The organism is Stappia sp. BW2 (genome assembly GCF_008107695.1).
Classification (GTDB): Bacteria; Pseudomonadota; Alphaproteobacteria; order Rhizobiales; family Stappiaceae; genus Roseibium.
In genome coordinates, this window is record NZ_VIRG01000070.1 from 807,419 (window position 1) to 830,522 (window position 23,104).

Consider the following 23,104-nt stretch of genomic DNA (forward strand, 5'->3'; position numbering starts at 1 on the left):
CTGAAGGAGAGTTCCATGATTACCTGTTTCATCCGCTATCACATCGATCCAACGAAAAAAGCAGCCTTTGAGCAATATGCCCGGAACTGGGGGCAGGCGATCCCGCGTTGCGGTGCGGACCTGATCGGTTATTTCGCCCCTCACGAAGGGTCAACGACGCTGGCTTACGGCGTCTATTCCATCGAAAATCTTGCTGCCTATGAAGCCTATCGGGCACGGCTCGCCGCAGACCCGCTGGGGCAGGAAAACTATGCCTTTGCCATGAAGGAAAAATTCATCTTGCGGGAAGACCGAACGTTTTTGAAACTGACCTCCGCACCGCATGCTCTGGGAGAAAAACTCATATGATTGCCGTCATCTTCGAAGTGATACCGCATGCGGACAAGAAACAGGCCTATCTGGATATGGCCGCCGAGATGAAGCCCCTGGTCGAACAGATCGACGGGTTCCTGTCCGTCGAGCGCTTCCAGAGCCTCACCAATCCGGAAAAGCTGCTGTCGGTCTCCTTCTTCCGGGACGAGGCCGCGCTGAACGAGTGGCGTCAACTGACCCAGCATCGCAAGGCACAGCGTGCCGGGCGTAACAGCTACTTCAAGGACTACCGGTTGCGGGTGGCGCAGGTGCTGCGCGACTACGGCATGGACGAGCGCGACGAGGCTCCGGCCGACAGCCGCGACGTGAACGGCTAGGCAATCAGCCATGCACAACAGATCGATCGAACTGGCGCTTTTGGGTGTGCTCGCCCTGCTGTGGGGCTCGTCCTACATGTGGATCAGCCTGGCACTGCCATCGTTCCCTCCGGCGACGCTGATTGCCATTCGTGTATCGCTTGCGGCGCTGGTGCTTCTGGCCATCATGGCCGCCAGAGGCATGCGCATGCCGCTGGACAAAGGAAGCTGGAAGCAATTCTTCATCCAGTCTCTGGTCAACAGCACGGGGCCGTGGCTGATGCTGGCCTGGGGACAGCAATATGCTGGAACAGCCGTCTCCAGTGTTCTGAATTCCACTTCGCCGCTCTGGGTCTTCGTCTTTTCGTTCCTGCTGGTGAACAAGGGCGAAAGGCCCGGCGCCCGGCAACTGACCGGCGCCCTGTTCGGTTTCGCGGGCATCGTTCTGATCGTCGGTGTCGGGGCGCTGGAAGATATCGGGAGGAACCTTGTGCCGCAGCTCGTGGTTCTGTTCGGGGCTGCGCTCTATGGCATTGCCGCTTTGCGGGGGCGGATCTTCGCCGGGGTGCCGCCCATTGTGACGGCCACAGGAACGCTCATCTGCGCGTCAATCGTTCTTGTCCCGGCGAGCTTTATCATCGACCAACCTTGGCAGTTGACGCCGGATGCAACGGGCATCATCGCCGCGCTGACGCTGTCGATTGTCTGCACCGCGTTGGCTTTCCTGATCTACTTTCGTTTGTTGAGCACACTTGGCGCGATGGGGACAGCCAGCCAGGCCTATCTGCGCTCCGGTGTCGGTGTTTTCCTTGGCGTGGTATTTCTTTCCGAGACGCTGGATCTGGAAACCTTTGCCGGAATTTGCCTTGCCATTTTCGGGGTTGTTCTGATCAACTGGCCGCGTGCGGTGAAACGGCACGACGTTTCGGCTCCAGTACCTGCCTCCAAGTGACTTGGGCATACGGCCGGCAGGAAACTGGACGGCCCAGCCCGCACATTTGATGGCAGAGATTTGGGAGGAGGTGTCATGAGTGTCCTGACCGTTTTTGAGGCTGGATCCCGGCCGTCACGACGTGCAAGCCCGGACTATTTTACCGGAACTGTCTGGCAAGATCCGGTTATCGAGGCTCCCGCGCCTGCGCGGGTACGCGCTCTGCAGGTGACATTCGAACCTGGCGCCCGCACCCATTGGCACACCCATCCGCTTGGGCAGACGCTGCAAGTGCTGCAAGGGGCAGGCTTCGTGCATCTGTGGGGACAGGAAAAGCTGTCGATCCTGCCGGGCGATGTCATCTGGATTCCGCCGGGCGTCAAGCATTGGCATGGCGCGGGGCCGAACACGTCGCTTGTCCATCTGGCCATTCAGGAGGAGCTGGATGGTGCAACGGCAGAGTGGCTGGAGCCGGTTGACGAGGCGACCTATGCCGGCGGCATCCAGGCCCGGCGGTGAGGAAACTGAGGTGGTTTTTTTGCACTGCCGCCAATGGCCCCCTTATTTTTGCCAGCAAATAGGCTGATACAGCGCTTTCCCTTGGTCTCTCCGTCGTTTTTACCTTGAAGCCGACGCCGCGTAATGCGGGGCCTGCAAGCCACGGCGCATATTGTACTTGCGGACAGACTCGGGTCAAAAAGGTTCTTTGTTTTCGTGAAGTGATTGCCGGATGAACATAGCCATCGTCGGTGCCGGGATCGGAGGACTGGCCGCAGCCATTCTTCTGGAGCGTCTCGGTCACCGGATTTCCATCTTCGAACAGTTCCGCAAACCTGTTCCCATCGGTTCAGGCCTGATGCTCCAGCCCGTCGGACTGGAGGTGCTGAAAATGGCAGGTGTCGCGGATGCGGTTCTGAAACACGCAGCACCGGTGAAGCGTGTGCTCGGCAAGTCGGCGCAGACAGGACGCCGCGTTCTCGATGTCGACTATGGCGCCGTGCCGGGGCTTGGCATTCACAGGGCCGCGCTGTTTTCCGCGCTTTATGAAAAAGTGCTGACGCGCGCGCTTTACTGGCGCACGGACTGCCGCATAACCGGTCATGAAGACGGCAAGCTCCGCTTTGACGACGGTAGCTTCTCCGACCCCTTCGACCTGGTCATCGATGCGTCCGGCGCCAATTCGGTTCTGTCGCCGCTCAAGGCCCGGCCCCTGGCGTTCGGAGCGATCTGGGGAACGGTCGACTGGGTTCCCGGTGGTTTGCCGGAGGATCACCTTTCCCAGCGCTATCGCTGGGCCGACTGCATGATCGGGGTGTTGCCCGTGGGGCTCATTCCGGCGCAGGGCCGGCGGAAGGCGGCGTTCTTCTGGTCTCTTCGCCAGGAAGCCTATGAAGACTGGCTCAAAGGGGGGCTTTCAGCCTGGAAGGATGAGGCCCTATCGATCTGGCCCGAGGCAGGTCCGTTTCTGGAGCAGATCACCGACCCGGAGCAAATGACGATGGCGCGGTATGGCCATGGCACCTTGCGCCAGCCCTGGGGAGACAAGATTGCCTTCATCGGCGATTCCGCCCACCGGGCAAGTCCGCAGCTCGGGCAGGGGGCCAATATGGCACTTCTGGATGCGGCGGCCCTGGCAAAGGCGTTGGAAACTCTGCCGCTAGAGCAGGCTTTGCCTGCCTATGGCAAGGCCAGACGCTGGCATGTAGGGGTCTATCAGGCCTTTAGCGCGGTGTTCACGCCCGCCTATCAAAGCGACAGCCGGTTGCTGCCAGTCGTGCGCGACAATGTGTTGTTTCCGCTCAGCCGCATTCCGCCCTTTCCCTCCGTGCTGTCGCAGCTGATCTCGGGACGGCTTGTGCCAAGCGGGCTGTGAAACAGCCTATTTGCCGGCACCAAGCGGCAACCGAACCTCGGCCTGGAGGCCGCCTTCCGGGCGGTTCTTCAAGTCGATCCGCCCGCCATGGGCATGGATGATCGACCGGGTGATCGCGAGCCCCAGTCCGATGCCGCCGGTTTCTTCGCTGCGGGATTCTTCAAGCCGGACAAACGGTTCGAAGACGTCCTTCAACTTTTCCTCGGGAATGCCCGGGCCATCGTCCGTGATGCGGATGAGCGCTTCACCGTCAGATCTGGCCGCATGAACCGAAACACGGTCACCGTAGCGGATGCCGTTTTCGATCAGGTTCCTCAGCGCCCGTTTGAGCGCCACCGGACGGCACGGCAGCACGATGCGTCCATCCGTTTCCACGGTGCACTGGTGGCCAAGGTCCTGCTGGTCGCCCGCAAGCGCCTCCAGAATTGCGCCGAGATCTGCGTTTTCGCCGGTTTCAGCCTGGGCGTCGTCCCGGGCGAAACGCAGCGCGGCTTCCGTCATCGCAGCCATTTCTTCCAGGGTTTCGATCATCTTGTCCCGGTTTTCCTCGTCCTCGATGAATTCGGCCCGAAGGCGCAGAGAGGTGATCGGGGTTCTCAGGTCGTGGCTGATGGCTGCCAGCATCCGGGTCCGGTCCCTGACAAAACGTGTCAGGCGGTCCTGCATGTCGTTGAAAGCGCTTGTCAGGGAGCGGACTTCGCGCGGTCCACTGGGCGTCAATGGCGGCTGCTGCTCGCCACGGCCGAATTTTTCGGCCGCAACAGACAGCTCTTTCAGGGGACGCGTTACGCGGCGGACAGCAAAGCCAATAATCAACACCATCAGCAGGGCCGTTATCGACAGTTGCACCATCAGGGGCACAAAAGCCCCGGCAGGCGGGCGGTAGCTGGTGGCGACATTCAGCCAGCGTCCGTCGCTCATCCGGATAGACAGCGACAGGTCTTCCGGCTTGTTCATGATCTTGCGCATGTTCGAGGGACGTTCGTGCCGCGGCACATCGCGCCATCTCGGCCGATCGTCGTCATCTGCCTCACGGCCGCGCGGTCCGCGTCTTTCGTCGGCAAGGATGTTGAGATGCACGGCCTGGCCATGTTCCAGCCGGTCGGCCATGTAGTTCTGCAGGCGTCTTTCGAAACGCGATTTGCCGGGGGCGGGCGCAAGGGGCGTGTCGCCGAGCCAGAAAACCGCGAACCGGCTGCTGCTTGCCAGGAGAATCCGGTCCTGCAGGTTTGCAGGCGTGTCTTCCATCAACTCCGCGAGGGAGACCGCGCGCGACAGAAGGTTGTCGCGGGCGGCGGCCACGAGCGCGATGCGCCGCTCGTCCTGGAAGATCCAGATGCTGAACGCCTGCGCCGCAATGATTGCTGCCAGAAGCAGGATGATGAGCTGCGAGGCAAGGGTGCTCGGCCACAGGCGGGCAAGTATGGGACGGGGCGTTGGAGGCGTTGTCATTCAGCCGGATCTTTCACGTCGGCGGTGAACATGTAGCCACCACCCCAGACGGTCTTGATCAGCTTGGGGTCTTTCGGATCGATCTCGATCTTCCGACGCAGACGCGACACCTGGTTGTCGATGGACCTGTCGAAAACGGCAGGGGTTCTGCCGGTGGTCAGATCCATGAGCTGGTCCCGGTTGAGCACCATCTTCGGACGTTTGAGAAAAGCACACAGAAGCTGGAATTCGCCGCTGGAAAGGGCCACGGATGTGCCCTCCGGATCCAACAGCTCGCGCCGGGAGACATTCAACGACCAACCGTCGAAATACAGCCTGTCGTGTTCGATTGGATCGCGCTCTTTCGGTGCAAGCGAAGTGCGGCGCAGGACCGCGCGAATGCGTGCCAGCAATTCGCGGGGGTTGAAGGGTTTCGTCACGTAGTCGTCGGCACCGATTTCCAGCCCGATCACCCGGTCCGTGTCGTCCGCCATCGCGGTCAAAAGGATAACGGGCATGGAACCGGCCTCCACCAGATGGCGGCACAGGGACAATCCGTCTTCGCCTGGCATCATGATATCCAGCACGACAAGATCGATGGATGCCGCCTTCAGGGTCTTGCGCGCCTGCGCGGCATTTTCCGCCACGGTCGCACGCAGGCCGTTCTTGACCAGGTAGCGCGCAAGCGTTTCGCGGATGTCGCGGTGATCGTCCACCACCAGGATATGCGGGCTCGGATCGCTCAAGGGTCTCTCCAATCTGGCCGGCCAGGTGTTTGTACAAACCGGCCGGGCGCTGTGATCCTTCTGTTTCTACGGTAAAAATAGTCTCCGCAACGCGCTTGTGCGACCGGAACTTGTAACAAAGTGTGTCGCAGTGCCTGTCCGGGACAGATGGCGACACTTCCGGCCCATTCGCACGGTATTCCTGCGACAATTGATGCCTACCTTCAGCTCATCAACGTACCAAGGAGTTGTTGGAATGAAACCGTTCAAGAAGATTGCAATTGCCGCCCTGGCCGCGAGCGTCGCGGGAACCGCGCTGACGGCTGGCCTGTCCGCTTCCGCCCAGAACGCGACTGCAAACCAGGACGGGGGGCAACAAATTCGGCAGAACGACGGGTCGCGCGTCGCCCTTATGGATGGGCGCGGCGGTCCCGGACACGGCTTCGGTCGGGGTCATGGTATGCGCGGCGGTCAGCAGCGCGCCGAGCGCCTGTTCGAACGTTTCGACGTCAATGAAGACGGTGTCATTACCAAGGTGGAAATCGAGGAAATCCGGACGCAGGAATTCGCATCCGCCGATACAGACGGTAATGGCGAAATCAGCCTGGAGGAATTCAAGGCCGAATTTCTCAACCGGTCCAACGACCGCATGGTCAGGGCGTTCCAGTTCATGGACCGTGACGGCGATGGCTCGGTGACCCAGGAAGAAACGGATATTCTGGCCAACCGCATGTTCAACATGCTGGACCGTGACGGCAACGGCACCGTGGAACGTGTTCGTGGCCCGCGTGGTCCTGCTGCCGACGATGACGACCGCGGCCCGCGCGGCGAAAGAGCAGAGCGCGGTGAGCCGGGGAAGCGCGGTGAACGTGCCGAGCGGGGTGGCCGTGGCGAACAGGGCCGGCGCGGTGGCCCGCAAATGGGGCCAAGAGGGCACCATATGGGACGCGGCGGCCATGGCGGCCGGGGAGCCATGTTCCTGGGCATGTTCGACACCGATGCCGACGGCAAGGTGAGCCGTGAGGAATTCGATACCAGGCGCGCTGCGTTGTTCGCACTGGCCGATACGGATCAAAGCGGTTCCTTCACCCTTCAGGACTTCGGTCCGCTGTGGCTCGCGATCAACGAGAACCGTGTCGTCGACATGTTCCAGCGTGCCGATGCCGATGGCAGCCTTGGAATCACTGCCGAGGAACAGAAGCAGCATCAGGACCGCATGCTGGAGCGCGCTGACCGCAACAACGACGGCGTGATCACCAAGGCCGACTTCCGAGGTGGCCGAAAAGGCGGCCATGGCAAGGGCAGAGGCATGGGACGAGGTGACGGCTGGAAGGATGGCCGGGGACATGGTGAAGGCCGGGGTCAGGGTCAAGGTCAGGGTTGGGGTCAAAACCGCCGGGGCTGATCCTTTACTGAAGTCATTTGGTTCTCCGGCTCTTTAACCCGGCCGGAGCAGTTGACCGCCAGCGGCCCACCTCGCAGGCGGCAACAGAGAAGGGAGCCGTCCCTCACGGCTCCCTTTTTCGTTCTGGGTTAGAAGAACTTCAAGAAATGTCGGTAATAGTCGTTCCGGTTTTTCAAAGGGAACATCATGGCCAAACCGACATTGAACGATTTCGTGACTGCCCGAATTGCAACGGGACATCTCAGCGAAGACGATGTCATCAACGTGCGCCGCTACGTTTATGGCGACATGGCAGTGTCTCTGGAAGAGGGGGAAGCCCTGTTCCGGCTGAACAACGCCAATATCACCTATCATGACAGCTGGTTTGAGCTCTTTCCCGAAGCGATCCTCGATATTCTGGTGCATCAGGCAAAGCCTGAAGGCTACGTCTCGGAGGACAAGGCCACCTGGCTGATCGACCAGATCCTGGCCGATGGCCACATCTGCGGCAAAACCGAACTGGACGCGGTGTTGCATGTGCTTGAGAAAGCCCGCGACGTGCCGGAGAAACTGGAGCAGTTTGCCCTGCGGGCCGTGGCGGACAGTGTCATATCCGGCGAGGGCCCGACGCGCTCGGGAACGCACCTGAAGCCGGGCGTCATCGCCGATGCTGAGGTGGAGCTGCTGCGCCGTGTGCTTTACGCGAGCGCCGGCAGCCGGGGTGTTGCCATTTCCAAGGCCGAAGCCGAAGTCCTGTTCGATCTGAACGATGCCACAGTGGAAGCGGAAAACGCCCCTGCCTGGTCGGAGCTCTTTGCCAAGGCGGTTGCAAATTTCGTAATGGCCATGTCCGGCTTCACGCCACCACCCCGCAAGATTGCGCTTGAACGGGAAAACTGGCTGGAGCAACCGGGCGGATTTGACGGTGGCCTCGGTGGGTTTTTCAAGAAGATGTTCAGCGGCGGTATCGGTGGCATCCGGGATGCCTATGAGGACAAGCCGGACCCATTTGCTGCCCGTGGAAACGATATGCTTGCGGAGATTGCCACCAATGAGGTGGTGACGGAAGACGAAGCGGCCTGGCTGGTGGACCGCATCGGCCGTGACGGCGTATTGCATGAAAACGAGAAGGCTCTCCTGCGGTTCATCCGGGAGGAAAGCCCGAACATTCATGCATCCCTCCGACCGCTTCTGGAAAAGGTCTGACAGGAGAGCTGGCCGAAATCAGATAACCTCCACATTTTGCCCCGGCCTTGAGCCGGGGCTTGCCTTTTCTGTTCCATGATGCGTGCGGGCGAGGCCCGGGCAACGGGTTGAAAGGCTCTTGAAAACGAGCCCGTTGCCGTACAGGTTGCGGTGGCTGCCGGCCAGGCGGCCGACCGAACAAGATGGAGCGGGAGATGACACAACAGACTTTTTCACTCAAGGGAACATGCCGTTGCGGTCATACGAGCTTTGAAGTCTCCGCGCCGCCGCTGATCACCTGTGCCTGCCATTGCAGAGGCTGCCAGCAGATGAGTTCCAGCGCCTATTCCCTGACCGCGGTCATGCCGGCACCGTCCTTCAAGGTGACAGAGGGAACACCGGTGAAGGGCGGATTGCAGGGACCAGAGGCGGATCATTATTTCTGTCCGGACTGCAAGACCTGGATGTTCACGCGCATTCCTGGCTACGACGAGATCGTCAACGTCCGCTCGATCCTGCTAGACGACCTTCGCTGGACCGAACCTTTCATGGAAACCATGACGGCCAACAGGTTGCCCTGGGTCGAAACGCCCGCAAGGCACCGCTACGAAGGCTTTCCGCCACCGGAAGACTTCATGAAGCTGATGGGCGAATTCGCCGCCCACCAGCAGGCGGCCGAATAAAGATCCAATACCCGGTCACACGCGGGCAGCGTGCCTCAATCGAGACCGTAAATGCCGGCAATGTCCTGAAGCATCAGCTTTGCAGCCAGGATGCCGCCGGCTGTGTTCCAGATCGCATCGCTGACCTGGTGCACCTTGCCGGCCTTGACGGCGGAAAGAGACTGCCACAACGGCTCGGCGAGCACTTCTTTCTCCAGGGATGTGCCTTTGCCGTCGCCATTGTCATAGGTGAAGTAGAAGATCCGGTCGCCATCCATGTCCGGAATGCTTTCCTTGCCGGTGCGGATGGCGAATTCTTCGACGTTCTGGTTGGCCGGCCGGTGAAAGCCGATGTCTTTCAGAAGCACACCGGAGAAACTGTCGAGCTGATAGATACGGATCTGGCCGGGCACGAAGCGGATGACCGAGACTTCCTCGTTGAGGTGATCTCCAAGTTTGTCCCGAAGTTCCGCGACTGAAGCATCATAATCGGCGATGGCTGCATCCGCTTCCTGCTCCTTGCCGAGGGCTTCGGCATAGAGGCGGAAGTTGATCTTCCAGTCACCGCGCAGTTCCCTGGACATGACGGTCGGCGCGATTGCGGTCAGCTGCGGATAGATTTCCTCGTGCCGCTGTTTGTTCGCCAGAATCAGATCCGGTTCGAGGGCTGCGACCAGTTCCAGGTTGATTGTGTTTTCCATGCCGACGGGTTCCGCGCCTTCCATGGCATCGGAAATGTGATCCCACCAGGGATCGCCCTGCCAGGAATTGGCCGCACCCACTGGCGTTACGCCAAGCTCCAGCAGAGCTTCGGTGCCTTCATTCGTCAGGACGACAATCCGCTTCGGCGCGTCTGGCACCGTGACGGTGCCCATGCTGTCGGTTATGTCGCGGGAATGAGCTGGGCTTGCCGCGAGCAGCGCGAACAGGGGCAGGGCACATAGCAGGCGTGACCAGGTCTTCATTAGAATTCCTTAAAAAGTTGAATAATTGCCTCCAGAATTAAATCCGTGTATGGACGAGCCGAAGTTTTGTCAATCGGAGGAGAGAGGAGCGCGCATGAAGCGGACGGCGATTGCCTTGTTTCTGGCGCTGTGCGCGGCTGTCATCTTCAGCCTGCATGCCGGTTTGACGTTTTATACGCCTCAAACGGTCTTTGCCGCGCTTATGGGGGGCGAGGGCGCAGATGCGCTGATCGTGACCACCTTGCGTCTTCCCAGGACCGCAATCGGCGTGGTTTGCGGGGCTTCGCTCGGCCTTTCCGGCCTTTTGATGCAATCGGTTACCCGCAATCCGCTGGCCGAACCCGGCCTGCTTGGCGTTAATGCGGGCGCTGCGCTGTTTGTGATCCTGGGGGTGACGGTGTTCGGTGTGGTGAGCCTGGCCGGTATCGGCATTGCGGCGGTGCTGGGGGCACTTGCAGCAACAGCGCTGGTGTTTTCGATTTCCGCGTCCACCGGCGGGGCGGGCAATCCGGCAACCACGCTGCTGGCCGGCTTTACTGTCGCTGCCCTGCTGGCATCCTTCACGCAAACCTTGCTCCTGATCGATGAAACCGCGCTTGAAACGCTTTTGTTCTGGCTGTCGGGCAGTTTTTCCGACCGACCAATTGGGCTCTTGCAACTAGGGGTGCCGCTGCTTCTTGTCGGGGCCTTCGGCAGCTTTCTTCTGGCAACGCCGCTTGACGTTCTGCGTCTGGATGATGCCAGTGCCCGCTCGGTCGGGGTCAACGTCGGCTTGGTCAGGCTGGTCGCGCTCGGGCTTGCAGCTCTGCTGGCGGCAGGGGCGGTGGCCATGGCCGGGCCGGTGCTGTTTCTGGGGCTGGTCGCGCCGCATCTGGCACGCCGCCTGACCGATGGCGCTCTGCCATCGACGTGGCAATTGATCGTGCTCTCGCTTCTGACCGGAGCGCTGATTGCAGTTCTTGCCGATATTCTGGCCCGTATCATCGTTGCGCCGGGTGAAGCGCCGATGAGTGCCGTTCTTGCGCTTGTGGGTGTGCCGATGCTGATACATCTGCTGCACAGGCGGAAAGGGCTTGCGGCGTGACGGCAGGCGTCTTTCCCCTGGTTCGGCTGCTGCCGGTCATGTTGCTTGTGTTTGCGCTGACGCTGGCGGCAACTGGCATTGGCTCCAGCTTCATGCCGCCCGAACGCGTCGTGGCAGCCCTTGCCGGGCAGGGCAGCCGCATGGACGAGGTGATCGTCTGGACCCTTCGCTTGCCCCGCGTTGCCCTTGCCATACTGGCGGGAGCCGCGCTTGCCCTTGCCGGGGCCTTGCTGCAGAGGGTCGTTCGCAATCCGATGGCCTCGCCGTCGGTTCTGGGCATCACGGACGGTGCGGCGGTCGGTGTGGTGCTGTTCCTGTGGCTGTTTTCCGACCAGGCGAACAATCTGACCGTTTCCATCCATTGGCAGCCTCTGGCTGCCATTGCCGGGGCGGCCGTTTTTGGGGCCCTGGTGATTGCGCTTGCTTCTCTTGATCAGGGCAGCAGCAAGCCGTTGAAGATCATCCTGTACGGGATTGCCCTGGCCGCACTCGCCAAGGCAGCGGTCACGCTGTTGATTATTCTGGGGCCAGTCTACAGGGCAAGTCAGGCCCTGACCTGGTTCACGGGGTCCGTCGGTGCGGCCCATTGGCAGGATGTTCTGGCGGTGGGCCTCGGACTTCTGGCAGTCATTCCCCTTTTGCTGCTGCAGCGGCTCACCATTCGGCAGCTCGTGCTGGATCCGCAGAGCGCTGCCGTAACCGGACTGTCGCTGGATAGGGCTCAGGTGAGCCTTCTGGCGATTGCGGTTTTCCTGACGGCGATCGCGACAGCCCATGTCGGAGCCATCGGATTCGTTGGTCTGGTCGCACCGCATGTGGCGCGGATATTTCACGGTCAGTTCCGGTCCGGATATCTGGTCTCCGTGGCTCTGACCGGGAGTTTCCTGGTGCTGGCAGCCGACACGCTGGCCCGGATCATCGCACCGCCGCTGGAACTGCCCGCAGGCGCCCTGACCGCGCTCGTCGGTGCGCCGCTGTTTCTCTATCTGCTTGTAAAAGGACGGCAATCCCATGCCTGATATTCTGGCCAGTCTCGACCGTGTCAGTGCCGCTTACGATGGTGCTCCCGCGCTGAACGAGGTCAGTCTCGATCTGCCCGACGGCAGGATCATTGCCTTTTGCGGGCCGAACGGCAGTGGCAAGTCGACTGCCCTAAAAGTGATGCGCGGACTGCACCGGCTGGACGACGGCAGGGTGGAAATTGCGGGCAGGGCGCTTGGCGACTGGACACAGAAGGATCTGGCGCGCCAGGTCGCCATGTTGTCGCAATCGCCGGACGCTCCGTCCGATCTTTCGGTTGAGGATCTGGTCCTGATGGGGCGGTTCGCCCATCGCAGCCGGTTCGGTGGACCGTCGGCGGACGACAGGGCAGCCTGCGACCGTGCACTGGGCATCACCGAAATGGCAGAGCTGAAAGACCGTGCGCTGGCGCAACTCTCCGGCGGGCAGCTGCAACGGGCCTGGGTCGCCATGACGCTGGCGCAGGACGCTCCGCGCATCTTTCTGGATGAGCCGACCAACCACCTGGACATTGCCCATGCGTTTGAACTGCTGGATCTCGTCAAGCGCCTGAGCCGTTCCGAGAACCGCAGTTTCGTCATCGTCCTGCACGATCTCAACATGGCCATGCGCTATGCCGATCATGTCGTTCTGTTCGAGCGGGGACGGATTGCAGCTAACGGGCCGACGACGGAGGTTCTGACGCAGGAGATCATCTCTTCCGTCTTCGGCATCGACTGCCGGATCTTGCCCCTGGACGGTCTGGAACGACCGGTCATTGTTTCCTGGGGCAAAGCCTCCAACACGGGCGTTTCCGCGTAGGGCCCGGCAAAATGCGCAAAATCTGCACATAGGCTGACTAGGGCCTGCAAGCGGGCTTGGCACAACAGGTGCCATGACCCGTCTGGCAAACACTTCCCCAACGTCTCTGGCCTTTCTCCTGGCCTCGCTGATCCTTGCTTATGAGCCATTGCGCTGGCTGATCGGCACCTGGACCGATCCGTCTTATCCGTCGACCGGCGCGCTCTATCTGGCCGCGCTGGCGGCTTTGACGTTCTGGTCTCTGACAAGCCCGGTCCGGCAGAATTCGATTGGCCACAGGCAGATGGCGGTTCTGCTTCTGCTGGTTTCCGCGCTGATCCGGCTGGCGAGCCAGGTTCTGGCGATCAACGTGATTGGCGGACTGGCGCTGGCAATTGATGTCTTTGCGCTGGCGACCCTGTTTCGGACAGGCGAGAGACAGCGGGCCCTCTCGCCGTTCTGGCTGTCGGTCCTGTTTCTGTTCACCTTGCCGGTCGAGCGCATTTTCCAAAGGCTGCTTGGCTATCCGCTTCAGGAACTGTCGGCAAAGCTCTCCTGCGGCGGCCTTGGCCTTTTCTTTTCAGACCTCTCCTGTTCCGGCATCCGGATCGGCCTTGCCGGCAAGGACGTTCTGGTGGACCTGCCCTGTTCGGGTACATCCGGACTGATGCTGGCCATGGCGTTACTGGTCATCCTGAATGCGCTGTATCGGCCGAACCTGCTGACGGCGACGCTCTGGGCCTTCATTGCGCTGGGGCTGAGCCTCATCGGCAATTCCCTGCGTATTGCGTTGCTAGCGGTTGGTATAGCCTATCCGGGACAGGTCTTTGGTGCCGATGTCATGGCACAGCCGCTGCACGACATCATCGGTTATCTGACGCTCGCCCTGTCGATGGCACCTGTGCTGGTCTTCTATAAGCCGCGGTCCATCGAGCCGAGGGGAACCCGGGCTTTCTTCAACTTGCCGGTTCTGTCGCGGCCCATGCGGAACATGTCCGCACTGGTGTTCCTGAGCCTTGCCTTTTTCATCGTCAGCCTGCCAAGGCAGGCCCTTGATGTGTCGTCTTCCACCCGGCCCCAGTCGCTGCCGTTGACGCTGGCAGGCGAGGTCGGGATAGACGAAGCCCTGCTGCCCATTGAGGAGCAGTACTTCCAGCAATATGGCGGCCACGCGCAGAAGCGGCGCTATGGCCCGATGGCGCTGACGCTGGTGCATACGTCCTCGCCGCTGCGCCACCTTCATGCCCCGGACGATTGCCTGCGCGGGCTCGGCTTTGACGTGACCTTTCTCGGCTCCCGGTTTGAACCGGTTCCGACAGCGCTCTACCGCGCCCGCTCGGAAACCGGAGGCGACTGGCGGGTTGCCGTCACCTTTGTCTCCAGCGCCGGCCAGTCGACCCACAACATCGCCGAAGCGATCTGGCTGTGGCTGAAGCGGCCCGGCACCACCTGGACCAGCATTCAGCGGATCACGCCCTGGTCGCTGGACGAACCGCAGCGCGCCACCTTCGAGGCAGCCGCCGGGGCCGCTCTCGATCTCAACACCCGTACGTCCCGCATTGCCCCCGACCGAAAGGAGAAACGCATATGACGGTCCTGTCCAAATACGTGTCTGTCAGCTCTCTGGCAGCCTCACTGGCCGCTGTCTTCAGCACGCTTTCGGTGCTGCCCGCCGCTGCTGAGCCTGATCTCGATGATCTGTCCGGAACCGTGGTCGCCACTTCAGGCGGCAAGGAGATCCATCTGCCCCTGCTGAAGGCCGACTACAGGGTCGAGGTTGACGGCGATGTGGCCCACGTTGAGCTGACGCAGACGTTCCTGAACCCGACCAAGCTGCCGCTGAATGCGACCTACCTGTTTCCGCTGAACCAGAAGGCGGCCATCCATGCCATGCGTATGGATCTCGACGGCGAGACCATCGTGGCCCGGATCAAGAAGAAGGAGGATGCCAAGGCCACCTTCGAAAAGGCAAAACGGGAAGGCAAGGCCGCTGCCCTGTTGACCCAGCACCGGCCGAACATGTTCACCCAGGACATTGCCCATCTGATGCCTGGCCGCCCGGTGAAGGTGACGCTGGAATACGCCCAGACCGTTCCCAAGATCGACGGTGCTTATGAGCTGGTGATGCCGATGGTGGTGGGGCCACGTTATGAAGGGCCGGGCCCACAGGCGGCCATGGAGGCGTCGCAGATCATCGCTGGCGACCATAGGGCTGAAGATGATGGCCCCGGATACGGCGACACTGCATATGCAAGCGATGAGTCCATCTCTGCAAAACCGGCGGCGTTCAAGCACAGCGAAACGGTCTCCGGCTGGCAGATCGACAAGCTTCCGGCCTATCCCGAGATCATCGGGCAGAACGCACCGAAGGAAATCGACCCCAGGCGCGTGTCGCTGGAGCTTTCTCTGAAGGCACCGATGCCTGTCTCGAGGCTGTCGAGCGAGACCCATGCGCTGGAGGTTTCCAGCCAGGGGGACATGCAGACAGTCCGATTCAAGTCCGGCAGGGCCATCGACAACCGGGATTTCGTGCTGCGCTATGAGCTTGCCGCACAAAGCGATGTCGCCGCTGGCGCCTCGTCCCGATACGAAGCGGACGGTGGAGGCTATTTCTCGCTGCTGATCGAGCCGCCGAAACTTCCGGCTGAAGACATGATCGGCCAGCGTGAGCTTGTCTTCGTGCTGGATACGTCCGGATCCATGACCGGGCAGCCGATGGAAGCCAGCAAGACCTTCATGAGCGCAGCGATCAAGGCTTTGCGCCCGGACGACTATTTCCGCATCCTTCGCTTTTCCAGCAACACATCCCAATTTGCCGGAGATGCAGTGCTGGCAACCGAACGGAACAAGCGGCAGGCCCTCAAGTTCGTGTCCTCTCTGGAGGCTGGTGGTGGAACGGAGATCGACCGGGCCGTCAACACGGCCTTCGATCAGACGCAGCCGGACAACACCACCCGCATCGTTGTCTTCCTGACCGACGGCTATATCGGCGATGAGGCGACCGTGATCTCAAGTGTCGCGAAGCGTATCGGCAAGGCACGCATCTATGCCTTCGGCGTCGGCAACTCCGTCAACCGGTTCCTGCTGGATGCGATGGCGACCGAGGGCCGGGGGTATGCCCGTTATGTCGCTTTGGGAGAAGATGCCGGTGATGTAGCGGAAAATCTTGCCGCAAACCTGAAGACACCGCTTCTGACAGATATTTCCATCGACTGGAACGGGCTCAAGGTCGAGGGCCAGAGCCCGGCCCGGATCCCCGATCTGTTCGAAGGCGGATCGGTGCGCGTGATGGGGCGTTACACTGCCGGTGGAAGGCACACGATCTTCATCAATGGTCTCGTCAATGGGCATGCCGCCAGATTGCCGCTTGAAATCGACCTGAAGTCTTCTGTCGACGGCAACGCGGTTTCCAGTCGAGCCTTGCCGCTGATCTGGGCGCGCGAGCAGATCTTCGACAAGGAACGCGCCTACACCATCGGCGGCAGCACCGACACGCAACTGAAGCAGGAAATCGTGGATCTAGGACTGACCTATTCGCTCCAGACCCGGTTCACGTCCTTTGTGGCCGTATCCGAAAAGGTGGTGAATGGCGCACCGGCGGCGACGTCCCACCGAAATGTGCCCCTGCCGCAGGTGGCAGGCGTTTCCGCCAATGCCTATCCCTCCCTCAACCTGTCCGGCAGTTCGGCGCCGGAGCCCGAAGGCATTCTTGGCCTGATGCTGGTCCTCCTGGCTGTGGCTGCCCGGTTCCGGCTTCAGCTGGCGAATAGCTTCCGCAGATTGCGGGACAAGGTGCAGCTTTCCCGGTTCCGCGGTCAGGCAGAGCTGCGCGATGAGCAGGACCTTGCCTTGCCCCGTAGTTTGCGCCGGGATGGCTGGTGGCTGGAAACCTGATCCGCGCTTCGCTATTGGTAACGCTTCCGCAGGTGACTGCGGGAGCTGTTTTTCAGGAAGAGACAATTGCCAGGTCAAACCATTCTTGTAGTTGATGACGACCCGCACATTCGGGACGTCATCTGTTTCGCGCTTCAAAAGGCGTCTTACGTGTTTGAAGTTGCCGCTGACGGCAAGGAAGCGCTCGACAAGGCGCTTCTGTGCAATCCGTCCCTGATCGTACTGGATATCGGCCTGCCGGAAATGGACGGGCTGGACGTCTGCCGACATTTGCGCCGGACGACCGAGGTGCCTATCCTGTTTCTGTCGGCCCGGGACGACGAGATCGACAAGATCGTCGGGCTGGAACTGGGCGCGGACGATTATGTCACCAAGCCGTTCAGCCCGCGCGAGCTGATTGCACGGGTCGGCGCGATCCTGAAACGCTATGGCGCCCCCGCTGTTGCCGAAACGGTTGAGGATCTGCCGGCGCTTCGCTTCGGAGCGGTTGAGCTCGACCGGTCGCAGCGCCATGTGAGTGTCGGTGAAACGCCGGTGACGCTGACGGCCATCGAGTTCGATATCCTCGCCACCCTGCTGGCCCGGCCCAAGATCGTCTTTACCCGCGAGCAGATCCTGCAGAGCGCCTATCGGGACAATATCCACGTTTCGGACAGAACCATCGACAGCCACATCCGCAACATCCGCGCCAAGCTCGGTGCTGTTGGCTGCGGCGATGCCATCGAGACCGTTCATGGTGTCGGCTTCCGGCTCGGGCCCTGCCGGGTGGAGACAGGGACCAGCGGATGATCCTGTCCCGCACTTTCCGTGACAAATGGCGGCCGCCGCTCTCCCTTGTGGTGGCGGGAGTTCTCAGCATCATGTTGCTGGTGCCGCTTGCCGGGATCGCCTTTTTCCGCGTCTATGAAAATCAGCTTATCGAGACCACGGAAGCGGAGCTGATCGGCCAGTCCGCCGCAATTGCAGCGGCAACGGCACAGCGTCTTGAAGAGGTCGGGAAGGATGGCCTGCCGCTTGGGCCCGAAGTCGCCAAGGTGGCTGAGGTTCCGGGCAGCCGCAGCATCTATTTGCGCCAACCGGGCGGAAGCTGGGCGCCGCAACTTCCGGAACTGGATCTGACGCGCACAAAGGTCCTGCCCGGGAGAGGCGCGCCACGGCCAGCTGCCGAACCGCCGCATCCGGCTTATCTGTGGGCCGGACAAGCGGTGGAGCGCATCCTGCAGGACACCCAGAAAAAAACTCTGGCCGGGTTCCGGGTGCTTGATTTTAATGGGGTGATCATTGCCGGGCGTGAGGATCTCGGCCTGTCGCTCGCGCATGTGGAGGAGGTCAAAAAGGCGCTCACCGGGCGCTATGCCAGTGCCCTGCGCGAACGCATCGTCGATAATCCGCAGCCGATCTACTCCATCAGCCGGGGAACCAGCGTTCGCGTTTTTGTCGCGATGCCGATTATCGTGAACGACAGGATCGCGGGCGTCGTTTACGCTTCCCGGACACCCAGCAATATCCTCAAGGAAATGTTCCTGAAACGGGAGGCCGTCTTCTGGATGGTGGTCTTCGTGCTGGCCGCGACCTTCGTCGTCGGCTTCATTTTTGCCCGCGCGATTACCGGGCCGATCAAGGCGCTCACCCGCCGCTCGCTCGCCATCGGTAATGGCGAACGGGAGGCATTGAAGCCGCTGGCCATTCACGGCAACCGCGAGATCCACGCGCTATCGGAAAGCATGCTCGGCATGTCCCGCAAGCTGTTCGAGCGCAACGATTATATTTCCACCTTCGCCAATCATGTGACCCATGAACTGAAGACGCCGCTGACCGCTATACAGGGCGCGGCGGAATTGCTGCAGGATGCGGGCGGGGATCTCAGCCCTGCGGAACGTGAGAAATTTCTCGGCAACATCCTGCGCGACACGGAGCGGGCGTCGAAGCTGCTGAACAGGCTGCGCGATCTTGCGCGGGCCGACAGTGTCGAGATTGGCGGGAGTTGCCGGCTCAGCGACGTCGTTGCCGCGCTCAAAGGCCGTTTCGAGGGGCTGGAAATCGACCTGACCAGAGAGGCCGACCTGCCGATGTCGTCGGAAAATGCCCGGATCGTGTTTGACAACCTGATCGACAATTCCCGTCGGCACGGCGCGACGAGGGTCGCGATCCTTCCCGAGCAGGCCGGGAAAGGCCTCACGGTTCAGGTAAATGACAATGGTGAGGGCATTTCCGAGGGAAATCAGGGCCAGGTCTTTGATCTGTTTTTTACCACCCGGCGGGAGAGCGGCGGCACCGGCATGGGGCTTGGCATCGTGCAGGCGCTTCTGAAGGCCCATGGGGCATCGATCAGCCTGCTTCCGGGTGACGATGGCGCCAGCTTCGAACTGTTCTTTCCTGTGAGGCCGTCGCCGGTCAGTCCGGCCAGCGGGAGCTGAATTCAGCCGCCAGATGCTCGATCAGCGCGCGCACGCGTCGGGTCAGATGCCTGTTGGGTGGATAGAGCGCGTAAAGGCCAAAGGTGGCTGTCTCAAAATCGGGAAGCACGCGCTCCAGTCGTCCGGTTTCCAGGGCGTCCTCTATGGCGTAAAGCGGCGCGATGGTGATGCCGAGACCGCCCACTGCCATGCGCGCCAGAGCACCCGGCGAGTTCGAGCGCACGGCGCTGTTCAGCCGCACGACATGCTCTTTGCCGCTGGAATGGAACCGCCAGATGTTGAGGTCCGTCTGATTGTTGTCGACAAGGCAGACATGGGTCGACAGGGCACTTGGGTCCTGCGGCCTGCCGTGGCGCTGGAGATAATCCGGTGAGGCGCACAGAACCAGCGGCATGCCGGCAAGTTTTCGGGCGATCAGGGTGGAGTCCCGCAGGGCGCCGATGCGGATCGCCAGGTCGAGACCTTCTTCCACCAAGGCAAGCCGGTGGTCTGACAGGCGCATGTCGACTTCGACATCGGGATGCTCGCGCAGGAAGGGCACCAGTGCCTCGCTCAGCCGTGTGCTGCCGAAGCCTGTCGGGGCGGTCAGTCTGATCTGGCCTGCCAGAGCCCCCTGTCGCTCGCGCACGAGCGAATCCAGGTCGTCGAGTTGCTCCAGGATCGGTCGGCAATGCTCCAGATAGGCGGTGCCGACATCGGTCAGGGAAACGCTGCGCGTGGTTCTGTTGAAGAGCTGTGTCTTCAACTGGCTCTCCAGGTGCTGGACATATTTGCTGACAAGCTTGGTCGACAGGCCGAGCCGTCGCCCGGCGGCAGTGAAGGAGTGCTCCTGCGCAACCGCAACAAAAGCCCGCATGGTTTCGATCTTGTCCATCACTCTTGTCCTCGGTGGAGCCGGTGCGTCAGGTTATTATCCCTGAATTGTACATAATCATTGAATGAATTCGAAGATTATTTCCAATCAGGGCGAGTGACATATTGCGGGCAGCGGACCGAACCAAGAGGCTTCGGCCGCGGAAAGATCCTTAAAGGCAAGAGGAAGCTGGCGATGTCCAACGCAATCAAGATCCACCGTTTTCCGCTCTCCGGTCACTGCCACCGGGTGGAACTCTTTTCCAGCCTCACCGGCATCAACTACGAGCTGGTCGAGGTCGACCTTGTAGATGGTGAGCACAAGCGCGACCCGTTCCTGAAGCTCAATCCAGTCGGCCTCGTTCCGGTCATTGAAGATGGTACGACCGTTCTCGCGGACTCCAACGCGATCCTCGTCTACCTGGCTCGCAAATATGCGCCGGACTGGCTGCCGACAGATCCGTATCTGGAAGCGGAAGTGCATCGCTTCCTGGCCTTTGCCGCCGGTGAACTTGCCAGCGGTCCGGGCGCGGCACGTTTGATTGCCGTCTTCGGAGCGCCGCTTGATCCGGAACGCGCGAAGTCTGTTGCCAAGGTGGCTTTTGATAATCTGGAAGCCCATCTCGATGGTCGCGAATGGCTCGTTGGAGACCGTCCGACGATCGCCGACATCGCCATCTACAGCTACACGGCCCATGCACCGGAAGGCAACGTCTCGCTGGAACCCTATCCGCGCATTCGTGGACTGTTGACGCGCATCGAGGCCTTGCCGGGTTTTGTGGCCATGCCGGCGAGCAAGGCAGGTCTTGCCGCCTAACATTTTCCCGCACTGCAGGTCCTTGCTAGCAAGGGCCTGCATCTGGCGATCCTGGATGCACCGAGAGGATTTAACGATGGCCGAGATAGATGACACCGCCAACAGGCCGGTCTTCCCTTCTCCGTTTCATGATGGCGAGCGCCGTGTGCAAGAACGCCTTGGCGAGCGGGATGTCGAACTCTGGGCGCGCGGTGCTATCCGCGAGGCCATGCCCGATCAGCATCGGGCCTTTTTTGAGGCGCAGATGTTCATGGTCGCATCGGCAAGAGATGCCGATGGCCGCCCCTGGGCGACAGTCCTGGAAGGCTGGCCGGGATTTGTGCGCTCGCCCGACGCGCGGTCGTTGACGGTGTCCGCGCTGCCGGTCGAGGGCGACGCGCTGGAAGGCGCCTTTTCCGAAGGAGCCGATGTGGGGTTTATCGGCATCGAGCTTGCGACCCGGCGGCGCAACAGGGTGAACGGCAAGGTCTCGCGTGCGGGGACGGAAGGGTTCGGGTTCTCGGTTGGCCAGTCCTTTGGCAACTGCCCGCAATATATCCGGGCGCGAGATGTCCGCTGGAGTACGGAGCAAGCCGCGGCCCGGGTCGTTCGCAGCGCCGTCCTGAGCCCCTCGCAACAGCAATGGGTCGGGTCGGCCGATACGTTCTTCATCGCAACCGGATACCGGGGCGAGGGGGACGATCCGGCGTATGGCATGGACGTCAGCCATCGCGGCGGGGAGCGTGGTTTCGTCGAGGTGCTTGACGATCGTACCCTGCGGTTTCCGGATTACGCGGGCAACCAGTTCTACAACACACTGGGCAACATCCTTGGCGATCCGCGCACCGGTCTGCTGTTTCTGGATTTCAGCACCGGCAGCTTGCTGCAGATGACGGGCCGGGCGACGATAATCTGGGACAAGGCCGAAGCGGCAAAGGTTCCGGGCGCACGCCAACTGGTCTCGTTTGAAATCGAGAGCATCGTCGAGTTGACGTCCGCGCTTCATCTGCGCTGGCAGAAAGACGCTGACGCGATCCGTTCCCTGCGGCTGGCGTCCAGGCACAGGGAAAGCGCCGATGTGACATCACTCGTGTTCGAGGCGCGCGACGGAGGGGCGTTGGCGCCGTTTCGGGCGGGGCAACATTTGCCACTGGAGCTTCATTTGCCAGCTGGTCTCGGCAAGGTACAACGGAGCTATTCACTCTCCGGCGATCCGTCTGACGGTCGCTACCGGATATCCGTGAAGCGCGAGCCGCAAGGGCTGGTCTCGCGCATCCTGCACGATGTCTTTCAGGTTGGCGGTTTTCTGGATGCTGGAAGGCCCTCCGGTGATTTTGCCCTGCCTGACACGAAAAGCCCGCTGGTGCTGGTGAGCGCAGGTATCGGGATCACGCCCGTGTTGAGCATGTTGCATCAGCTGGTGGGTGAGGAGGGGGACAGGCCGGTGTGGTTCGTGCATAGCGCTCGCGATGGTGATCATCATGCCTTCCGCGAGGAAGTGCGGGCGCTGGTCAAGGGCAAGGCGAACATTCAGATCGTCACCCACTATACCCGGCCGCTGCCGTCGGACAGTCCCGGGCATGATTTCGATCACGCTGGCCGGATATCGGCAGCCAGTCTGGTGGCTCTTTCAGGCAGCGCGGATACGCAATACCTCCTTTGTGGACCCGCGGCCTTTCTGGCGGAGCTGGAGGAGGGGCTGGTGCGCGAGGGTGTCCCGCAGGAGCAAATCCGTTTCGAGTCGTTTTAGGGGCGGCTGAAACCTCAGTTCTCCGGGGCGAAGTCGACATGGATATGGTTGCCGTCAGGGTCCCAGACATTGATGGCAACCGTTCCCGTGCCGGGCTGAACGGAACGGCGGTAATGTTCGCCGCGTTCGGTCAATCTGGCTTCGAACGCTTCAAGGCCTGAAGCGGTGAACGCGAAATGTTCCAGTTTCAGCTTGGTCTCGGATCCGGTGGCTACCGGCCCTTCTATGCCGACCAGATGAATGGCCGCTGCTTCTCCGGCGTAAAGCCAGGCTCCAGGAAAAGCGAAGTCCGGGCGCGGGCCAGGTTTCATCCCCAGAACGTCGCCATACCAGGCAATCAGCTCGTCGAGCCGCGTGGTACGCAGATTGACGTGGTCGAGCTTCCCGATCTTCATGCAAGTGCCTTTCCCGACAGGCTGGGTGGATCTGGTGGGTGATGGACAGTTTGTCTGACTTTTCGTGCTTCACGTGTCAATGCGGCGGGGTGGTTGCACGGATGAGCAAAACACGATGAAACGTCAGCCGGAACTGTCACATTTTTTGCGAAATAGTTAAAGCAGGGCAAGGCTTTCGGACGAAAAGTGGCCTGACGGCTTTCTCGTGAAAAAAATTGGCTGCAACCCAAAATTTCCTATTGCATCGAGGGGCGAACGCGCGCATATACGCCTTGCCCAAATTCGCACGTGC

General features: G+C 61.2%; 22 protein-coding genes. 17 read left to right on the forward strand and 5 right to left on the reverse strand.

Features of this window, described 5'->3' with window-relative positions:
- The first annotated feature begins 15 nt into the window (after positions 1–15).
- From FMN63_RS22640 to FMN63_RS22660, 5 genes are all read left to right on the forward strand, one after another.
- Positions 16–348, forward strand: coding sequence for an NIPSNAP family protein (locus FMN63_RS22640; protein WP_148586395.1), 333 nt, complete (start codon positions 16–18; stop codon positions 346–348).
- The gene (locus FMN63_RS22645) at positions 345–689 is read left to right on the forward strand and encodes an antibiotic biosynthesis monooxygenase family protein (RefSeq protein ID WP_023000915.1); all 345 of its coding nucleotides are present in this window, start codon (positions 345–347) and stop codon (positions 687–689) included. Before FMN63_RS22640 ends, FMN63_RS22645 begins: the two co-directional genes overlap by 4 nt.
- Positions 690–699: 10 nt before the next feature.
- Positions 700–1,620 (forward strand): DMT family transporter, encoded by a 921-nt coding sequence (locus FMN63_RS22650; RefSeq protein WP_148586396.1) that lies wholly within the window; start codon positions 700–702, stop codon positions 1,618–1,620.
- 75 nt (positions 1,621–1,695) lie between these two features.
- Positions 1,696–2,118 (forward strand): (R)-mandelonitrile lyase, encoded by a 423-nt coding sequence (locus FMN63_RS22655; RefSeq protein ID WP_148586397.1) that lies wholly within the window; start codon positions 1,696–1,698, stop codon positions 2,116–2,118.
- A 211-nt stretch (positions 2,119–2,329) separates the two neighbouring features.
- Complete coding sequence (locus FMN63_RS22660) at positions 2,330–3,472, forward strand: FAD-dependent oxidoreductase (RefSeq protein ID WP_148586398.1); 1,143 nt, start codon at positions 2,330–2,332, stop codon at positions 3,470–3,472.
- Positions 3,473–3,478: 6 nt separating this feature from the next.
- Here the strand turns inward: FMN63_RS22660 and FMN63_RS22665 are convergent, their stop codons facing one another.
- Both FMN63_RS22665 and FMN63_RS22670 read right to left on the reverse strand, forming a co-directional pair.
- Complete coding sequence (locus FMN63_RS22665; protein WP_148586399.1) at positions 3,479–4,924, reverse strand: ATP-binding protein; 1,446 nt, start codon at positions 4,922–4,924, stop codon at positions 3,479–3,481.
- Positions 4,921–5,649, reverse strand: coding sequence for a response regulator (locus FMN63_RS22670; protein WP_148586400.1), 729 nt, complete (start codon positions 5,647–5,649; stop codon positions 4,921–4,923). Before FMN63_RS22670 ends, FMN63_RS22665 begins: the two co-directional genes overlap by 4 nt.
- Before the next feature lie 235 nt (positions 5,650–5,884).
- Between FMN63_RS22670 and FMN63_RS22675 the strand changes: the two genes are divergently transcribed.
- From FMN63_RS22675 to FMN63_RS22685, 3 genes are all read left to right on the forward strand, one after another.
- On the forward strand, positions 5,885–7,033 hold the full coding sequence (locus FMN63_RS22675; RefSeq protein WP_148586401.1) for a calcium-binding protein: 1,149 nt from the start codon (positions 5,885–5,887) through the stop codon (positions 7,031–7,033).
- Between the two features lie 186 nt (positions 7,034–7,219).
- Positions 7,220–8,218, forward strand: a complete 999-nt coding sequence (locus FMN63_RS22680) for a hypothetical protein (RefSeq protein ID WP_148586402.1) — start codon at positions 7,220–7,222, stop codon at positions 8,216–8,218.
- A 194-nt stretch (positions 8,219–8,412) separates the two neighbouring features.
- Positions 8,413–8,880: a GFA family protein gene (locus tag FMN63_RS22685; protein ID WP_148586403.1), complete on the forward strand. Its 468-nt coding sequence runs from the start codon at positions 8,413–8,415 to the stop codon at positions 8,878–8,880.
- Between the two features lie 35 nt (positions 8,881–8,915).
- On the opposite strand, the gene FMN63_RS22690 is transcribed toward FMN63_RS22685, so the two are convergent.
- The gene (locus tag FMN63_RS22690) at positions 8,916–9,824 is read right to left on the reverse strand and encodes an ABC transporter substrate-binding protein (protein ID WP_148586404.1); all 909 of its coding nucleotides are present in this window, start codon (positions 9,822–9,824) and stop codon (positions 8,916–8,918) included.
- A 94-nt stretch (positions 9,825–9,918) separates the two neighbouring features.
- Between FMN63_RS22690 and FMN63_RS22695 the strand changes: the two genes are divergently transcribed.
- The 7 genes from FMN63_RS22695 to FMN63_RS22725 all read left to right on the forward strand — a co-directional run bounded on the left by FMN63_RS22695 (position 9,919) and on the right by FMN63_RS22725 (position 19,019).
- Complete coding sequence (locus FMN63_RS22695; protein ID WP_148586405.1) at positions 9,919–10,908, forward strand: FecCD family ABC transporter permease; 990 nt, start codon at positions 9,919–9,921, stop codon at positions 10,906–10,908.
- Positions 10,905–11,927, forward strand: coding sequence for a FecCD family ABC transporter permease (locus tag FMN63_RS22700; RefSeq protein ID WP_148586406.1), 1,023 nt, complete (start codon positions 10,905–10,907; stop codon positions 11,925–11,927). Before FMN63_RS22695 ends, FMN63_RS22700 begins: the two co-directional genes overlap by 4 nt.
- On the forward strand, positions 11,920–12,729 hold the full coding sequence (locus FMN63_RS22705) for an ABC transporter ATP-binding protein (protein WP_148586407.1): 810 nt from the start codon (positions 11,920–11,922) through the stop codon (positions 12,727–12,729). The genes FMN63_RS22700 and FMN63_RS22705 overlap by 8 nt, the downstream gene beginning before the upstream one ends.
- A 73-nt stretch (positions 12,730–12,802) precedes the next feature.
- Positions 12,803–14,299, forward strand: coding sequence for an exosortase T (xrtT, locus tag FMN63_RS22710; protein ID WP_148586408.1), 1,497 nt, complete (start codon positions 12,803–12,805; stop codon positions 14,297–14,299).
- On the forward strand, positions 14,296–16,602 hold the full coding sequence (locus tag FMN63_RS22715; RefSeq protein ID WP_148586409.1) for a VIT and vWA domain-containing protein: 2,307 nt from the start codon (positions 14,296–14,298) through the stop codon (positions 16,600–16,602). The genes xrtT and FMN63_RS22715 overlap by 4 nt, the downstream gene beginning before the upstream one ends.
- Before the next feature lie 66 nt (positions 16,603–16,668).
- A complete protein-coding gene (locus FMN63_RS22720; RefSeq protein ID WP_148586410.1) occupies positions 16,669–17,391 on the forward strand; it encodes a response regulator transcription factor in 723 nt (240 codons plus the stop codon).
- The gene (locus FMN63_RS22725; RefSeq protein WP_148586411.1) at positions 17,388–19,019 is read left to right on the forward strand and encodes a sensor histidine kinase; all 1,632 of its coding nucleotides are present in this window, start codon (positions 17,388–17,390) and stop codon (positions 19,017–19,019) included. The genes FMN63_RS22720 and FMN63_RS22725 overlap by 4 nt, the downstream gene beginning before the upstream one ends.
- Here FMN63_RS22725 and FMN63_RS22730 read toward each other — a convergent pair.
- A complete protein-coding gene (locus tag FMN63_RS22730) occupies positions 18,997–19,893 on the reverse strand; it encodes a LysR family transcriptional regulator (protein WP_148586412.1) in 897 nt (298 codons plus the stop codon). The genes FMN63_RS22725 and FMN63_RS22730 overlap by 23 nt on opposite strands.
- A gap of 174 nt (positions 19,894–20,067) precedes the next feature.
- On the opposite strand from FMN63_RS22730, the gene FMN63_RS22735 reads away from it, so the two are divergent.
- A complete protein-coding gene (locus tag FMN63_RS22735) occupies positions 20,068–20,688 on the forward strand; it encodes a glutathione S-transferase family protein (RefSeq protein ID WP_148586413.1) in 621 nt (206 codons plus the stop codon).
- A 76-nt stretch (positions 20,689–20,764) separates the two neighbouring features.
- A complete protein-coding gene (locus FMN63_RS22740) occupies positions 20,765–22,417 on the forward strand; it encodes a pyridoxamine 5'-phosphate oxidase family protein (protein ID WP_162530103.1) in 1,653 nt (550 codons plus the stop codon).
- Between the two features lie 14 nt (positions 22,418–22,431).
- Here FMN63_RS22740 and FMN63_RS22745 read toward each other — a convergent pair whose 3' ends face one another.
- The gene (locus FMN63_RS22745) at positions 22,432–22,812 is read right to left on the reverse strand and encodes a VOC family protein (protein ID WP_148586415.1); all 381 of its coding nucleotides are present in this window, start codon (positions 22,810–22,812) and stop codon (positions 22,432–22,434) included.
- Positions 22,813–23,104: the final 292 nt, after the last annotated feature.

Bases quoted from the DNA above. Each gene is read 5' to 3' on its own strand.
- FMN63_RS22660 (WP_148586398.1), top strand. From the start codon at position 2,330: ATGAACATAGCCATCGTCGGTGCCGGGATCGGAGGACTGGCCGCAGCC.
- FMN63_RS22735 (WP_148586413.1), top strand. From the start codon at position 20,068: ATGTCCAACGCAATCAAGATCCACCGTTTTCCGCTCTCCGGTCACTGC.
- FMN63_RS22740 (WP_162530103.1), top strand. From the start codon at position 20,765: ATGGCCGAGATAGATGACACCGCCAACAGGCCGGTCTTCCCTTCTCCG.
- FMN63_RS22680 (WP_148586402.1), top strand. From the start codon at position 7,220: ATGGCCAAACCGACATTGAACGATTTCGTGACTGCCCGAATTGCAACG.
- FMN63_RS22725 (WP_148586411.1), top strand. From the start codon at position 17,388: ATGATCCTGTCCCGCACTTTCCGTGACAAATGGCGGCCGCCGCTCTCC.
- FMN63_RS22695 (WP_148586405.1), top strand. From the start codon at position 9,919: ATGAAGCGGACGGCGATTGCCTTGTTTCTGGCGCTGTGCGCGGCTGTC.
- FMN63_RS22730 (WP_148586412.1), bottom strand. From the start codon at position 19,893: ATGGACAAGATCGAAACCATGCGGGCTTTTGTTGCGGTTGCGCAGGAG.
- FMN63_RS22715 (WP_148586409.1), top strand. From the start codon at position 14,296: ATGACGGTCCTGTCCAAATACGTGTCTGTCAGCTCTCTGGCAGCCTCA.
- FMN63_RS22650 (WP_148586396.1), top strand. From the start codon at position 700: ATGCACAACAGATCGATCGAACTGGCGCTTTTGGGTGTGCTCGCCCTG.
- FMN63_RS22655 (WP_148586397.1), top strand. From the start codon at position 1,696: ATGAGTGTCCTGACCGTTTTTGAGGCTGGATCCCGGCCGTCACGACGT.
- FMN63_RS22640 (WP_148586395.1), top strand. From the start codon at position 16: ATGATTACCTGTTTCATCCGCTATCACATCGATCCAACGAAAAAAGCA.
- FMN63_RS22705 (WP_148586407.1), top strand. From the start codon at position 11,920: ATGCCTGATATTCTGGCCAGTCTCGACCGTGTCAGTGCCGCTTACGAT.
- FMN63_RS22645 (WP_023000915.1), top strand. From the start codon at position 345: ATGATTGCCGTCATCTTCGAAGTGATACCGCATGCGGACAAGAAACAG.
- FMN63_RS22690 (WP_148586404.1), bottom strand. From the start codon at position 9,824: ATGAAGACCTGGTCACGCCTGCTATGTGCCCTGCCCCTGTTCGCGCTG.
- xrtT (WP_148586408.1), top strand. From the start codon at position 12,803: ATGACCCGTCTGGCAAACACTTCCCCAACGTCTCTGGCCTTTCTCCTG.
- FMN63_RS22675 (WP_148586401.1), top strand. From the start codon at position 5,885: ATGAAACCGTTCAAGAAGATTGCAATTGCCGCCCTGGCCGCGAGCGTC.
- FMN63_RS22745 (WP_148586415.1), bottom strand. From the start codon at position 22,812: ATGAAGATCGGGAAGCTCGACCACGTCAATCTGCGTACCACGCGGCTC.
- FMN63_RS22685 (WP_148586403.1), top strand. From the start codon at position 8,413: ATGACACAACAGACTTTTTCACTCAAGGGAACATGCCGTTGCGGTCAT.
- FMN63_RS22665 (WP_148586399.1), bottom strand. From the start codon at position 4,924: ATGACAACGCCTCCAACGCCCCGTCCCATACTTGCCCGCCTGTGGCCG.